Source organism: Spirulina sp. CCY15215 (assembly GCF_016888125.1).
In the GTDB taxonomy this organism is placed as follows: Bacteria; Cyanobacteriota; Cyanobacteriia; order Cyanobacteriales; family Spirulinaceae; genus CCY15215.
In genome coordinates this window covers 1-4,358 of sequence record NZ_JACSWA010000498.1, presented here as the reverse complement: position 1 = coordinate 4,358, position 4,358 = coordinate 1, and the positions used below count along the sequence as shown (strand labels likewise).

General features: G+C 47.7%; 4 protein-coding genes. 2 read left to right on the top strand and 2 right to left on the bottom strand.

From position 1 onward, the window contains the following. Window positions 1-93 precede the first annotated feature (93 nt). Complete coding sequence (locus JUI58_RS16755) at window positions 94-666, top strand: hypothetical protein (protein WP_204104945.1); 573 nt, start codon at window positions 94-96, stop codon at window positions 664-666. 19 nt (window positions 667-685) lie between these two features. After that, window positions 686-2,542, top strand: coding sequence for a penicillin-binding protein 2 (locus JUI58_RS16750; RefSeq protein ID WP_239121535.1), 1,857 nt, complete (start codon window positions 686-688; stop codon window positions 2,540-2,542). 30 nt (window positions 2,543-2,572) lie between these two features. Here the strand turns inward: JUI58_RS16750 and rpsJ are convergent, their stop codons facing one another. After that, on the bottom strand, window positions 2,573-2,890 hold the full coding sequence (rpsJ, locus tag JUI58_RS16745) for a 30S ribosomal protein S10 (RefSeq protein WP_239121536.1): 318 nt from the start codon (window positions 2,888-2,890) through the stop codon (window positions 2,573-2,575). A 134-nt stretch (window positions 2,891-3,024) separates the two neighbouring features. Continuing rightward, a complete protein-coding gene (tuf, locus tag JUI58_RS16740; RefSeq protein WP_204104944.1) occupies window positions 3,025-4,302 on the bottom strand; it encodes an elongation factor Tu in 1,278 nt (425 codons plus the stop codon). Between the last annotated feature and the right edge of the window lie 56 nt (window positions 4,303-4,358).

The following is a 4,358-nucleotide window of genomic DNA, read 5'->3' as shown; positions in this document are numbered from 1 at the left end:
ATACAAAAGCACCCTAATTAAACAACTCCAAGGCGGTAGCGAAACTAATATAAAGCCGTCCTATAAGGACGGGGTTTCTACCCAATTTTTCTGATGATTGCTTCTGCTCGCTCTTTTACACACGATCGCCCACCGCAGTCCTCGACCCGAAGAAGTCGCTCTGCTCGCTCTGCCCGCTATACGGCAGGAAATACCCCAGAAATCGCCGGTAATGTCGTTCGTCATCCTACAGCCAATAGAACCCCCTTGGCGGCGGTGCCTGGGCAGCCTCGTCCCAGATCGCCATTTCCAGAGCGATCGCAACAAATTCCATTTTGGTTGCGCTGCTTAATCGCCCTCAAACACAGTTCCGACCTTGTCACCTTTTGTCTAGTGGTCGCCGTTTTAATGGTTTATTCCTCAATGGTAGGAATTCAACAAGAGTGGAGTAGTGCTTATCAAAAACGCCAGTCCTTACAGCGACAACTCCAAGAACTGAGTATGGCTCGCGCCCAAATCAATAATCATTTAGGTGTAGAAGCCGAAAGCAGTGGCTTGCAGTCTCCCAGTCCCAGTAATACGATTTTCCTCGAGCCTTCCCCCATTGAACCCACCGTCGTGCAAGCATCGGCCAAATCTTCCCCTTCTCCCAAACCAGCCCTCGCGAAGACACCGTTGGGATATTAATCAAGATAGGTAATCGGGAATGGGAGTTTTTCCTTCCCTCTTTGCCTATTACCTCTTGCCTTTTGCCTCTCTCATGACTGATTCTAAAGTTACCCCTCTGCGTCCGAGAAACAAACCTTCCGTCAATTCCTCAAAAACGCCCAAAACCCGCAAAAAATCTCATCGTTCCGTCAAGACAAATTTGGGAAATGCTCGTTTATTGTTAGTTTGGGGAATGCTTTTGCTCGGGATGGGAGGATTGGGGCTGAATTTGTATTGGTTGCAAGTGGTGGGTGCGGAAAAGCTGGCCAATAAGGCGCAACAACAACAACAAGTGTATATGCGTCCTTATGTTCCCAGGCGACCCATTGTTGATCGCAATGGCAATGTTTTGGCAAGCGATCGCTTGGTTTACAGTCTTTATGCTCATCCCAGTCAATTTAAGGTGACTAAGGCAGAAGTGGCGGATAAACTAGCAGGATTACTCGATCGCGATCGCCGAGACTTGTTGGAGAAGTTCGCCAAGCAAAAAAGCGGACTTTCCCTGGCCAATGCCTTACCCGAAGATACGGCCAATCAAATTACTGCCCTAAAACTGGATGGGTTGGAATTGATTCGTCAGTATTCTCGACTTTACCCCCAACAGGAACTCGCTTCAGAAGTTGTCGGATACGTCGATTTAGACCATCAAGGACAAGCGGGATTAGAATACACTCAACAAGATTTACTCGAACCCAAAATTCGCACTCTCAGACTGCGGCGAGCCGGAAATGGGGCATTAGTTCCCGATCCCATGTCGGAAGGGTTTATCGATTTTGATGATAAGCATCTGCAACTGACCCTCGATATGCGCTTGCAAAGGGTGACGCGATCGCTTCTGAAGGAGAGTTTGGCCAAATATCAGGCCAAGCGAGGCACGATCGTTGTTATGGATGTACGAGATGGGTCGTTACTGGCTTTGGTTTGCGAACCGACTTTCGATCCCAATAAATATTCCAAATATGATGTCAGTTTATTTAAAAGTTGGGCGGTAACGGATTTATACGAACCAGGTTCTACCTTTAAACCGATCAATGTGGCGATCGCCTTGGAATTGGGGGCAATTCAGGGCAATAGCATCTTTAATGATCGCGGTAAACTCAAAATTGAACATTGGGAAATTAAAAACCACGACTACGATACTGTCGGGGCTAGAGGTCGCCTCAATTTGATCCAAGTTCTCCAACATTCGAGCAATACGGGGATGGTCGATCTGGTACAGCGCATGAATGTTAGACAATATCACGAGGCGCTGATGAATCTGGAGCTTAACCAAAGAGCCGGGATCGAACTCCCTGGGGAAGGTGCCGGACAACTGAAAGATTTAAAGAAATTTTTAGGTTCTCCTGTAGAAGCCGCAACAACGGCATTTGGGCAAGGTTTTTCCTTGACTCCTCTGAAATTAGCGCAACTCCACGCGGCGATCGCCAATGGGGGAAAATTAGTTAGACCCCATCTCATTCGCGCCTGGGTTGATTCTGAGGGACAAACGAGCGTCCATCCAGACCCCCGCCCCCTGAAAACGGTCTTTTCGGAAGAGACGAGTCGCATTGTTTTGGAGAAAATGGCCGCTTCGACAAAGCTCTCCGGTGCCAATATGGATATTCCTGGTTATCCCGTTGCTGGGAAATCGGGAACGGCTCAAAAAGCCAGCCCTACGGGGGGATACTATGAAAATGTTAAAATTGTTAGTTTTGTGGCTTCTTTTCCGGTCAATAACCCTCGCCTTGTCGTTTTGGCTGTTCTCGATGAACCCAAAGGGAAAGATATTTTCGGGACGACGGTGGCGGCTCCCATTGTCAGATCGGTCATTGATGCGGCGATCGCCATTGAGGGAATTCCCCCTAATTCCCCCTAACCCCCTTAATAAGGGGGGATAGGGTATAAATTACAACTTAACTTCAATATCAACCCCTGCGGGTAAATCCAACTTCATTAGCGCGTCAATAGTCTTAGAAGAAGGTTGATAAATATCAATAATCCGTCTATGAGTTCGGGTTTCAAAATGTTCCCGAGAATCCTTATCGACGTGAGGCGATCGCAGTAAACAATAAATCTTGCGCTTGGTCGGTAAAGGAATTGGACCTATCGCCGTGGCATTCGTCCGATTGGCAGTATCGACGATCTTCTCGCAGGAGGTATCGAGCAAGCGGCGATCGAAGGCTTTGAGGCGAATGCGGATTTTTTGCTGTTGAATTGTGGCCATGATTTTTATTTGCTTGAGATTGAGGGAAAACTGAGAGCAAAAGAGCAGAAAGGCGAGGACACGCATTCTGAGGTTTCCTTAGAATCGCGAGTTGTCCGTAAATGCCTCTCTGCTCCACTTAAATAGAGGGGAATCTATTTTTTGGCTTTTTTGTCGCCTTTTTTGTCGCCTTTTTTCTCCGTATCTGCGAGAATTTTGGAAACGACACCGGAACCAATAGTGCGACCGCCTTCGCGAATAGCAAAACGCATTCCTTGCTCGATCGCGACGGGACAAATTAAAGAAACTGTCATTTTGATGCGATCGCCAGGCATGACCATTTCAGCAGTACTGCCATCATCAGCCGTAAATTGGTCGATCGTACCGGTTACATCCGTTGTGCGAATGTAAAACTGGGGGCGATATCCAGAAAAGAACGGGGTATGACGACCACCTTCATCTTTTTTCAGGACGTAAACCTCGCTCTCAAACTTGTCGTGGGGAGTAATCGAACCGGGTTTCGCCAAAACCATACCCCGTTCGATATCTTCCTTGTTAACCCCCCGTAAGAGAACGCCAACATTATCCCCAGCCATCCCTTCATCTAAGGTTTTTTGGAACATTTCTACCCCAGTAACAGTAGTGCTGCGGGTGTCCCGGATGCCGATAATTTCGATGGTTTCCCCCACCTTAACCTTACCCCGTTCGATCCGTCCCGTTGCTACTGTTCCGCGACCAGTAATGGAGAAAACATCTTCCACTGCCATTAAGAAAGGCTTGTCAATTTCTCGTTCGGGAGTCGGAATCGCTGCATCGACACTATCCATGAGGTCGAGAACTTTATCTACCCATTCATTTTCTCCCTTTCCAATCTTAGGATTCTCAGTTAAGGCTTCTACCGCTTTCAAAGCAGAACCCGTCACGATGGGGATATCATCTCCTTCAAATTGGTACTCGCTGAGAAGTTCCCGAACTTCCAATTCTACCAACTCCAACAATTCTGCATCGTCTACTTGGTCTTCCTTATTTAAGAAAACTACAAGATGAGGAACGCCAACTTGTCGCGCCAAGAGAATATGTTCCCGCGTCTGGGGCATAGGACCGTCTGCCGCCGAAACCACTAAGATGCCACCATCCATTTGAGCGGCTCCGGTGATCATATTCTTCACGTAGTCGGCGTGACCGGGGCAATCAACGTGAGCATAGTGACGAGCATCCGTCTCGTACTCTACGTGAGCGGTATTGATGGTAATACCCCGTTGTTTTTCTTCCGGTGCAGCATCAATATCTGCATAATTCCGAGCCTTGGCTTTCCCTTGTGCCGCTAGAGCCATCGTAATCGCTGCGGTTAGGGTAGTTTTGCCGTGGTCTACATGACCAATAGTGCCAATATTAGCGTGGTCTTTGTTACGTTCAAATTTTGCGCGTGCCATTGCTTCGTTTTTCCTTATCTTTAATTTGCGTTCCCTTGATTTTTAGCAATGATGGC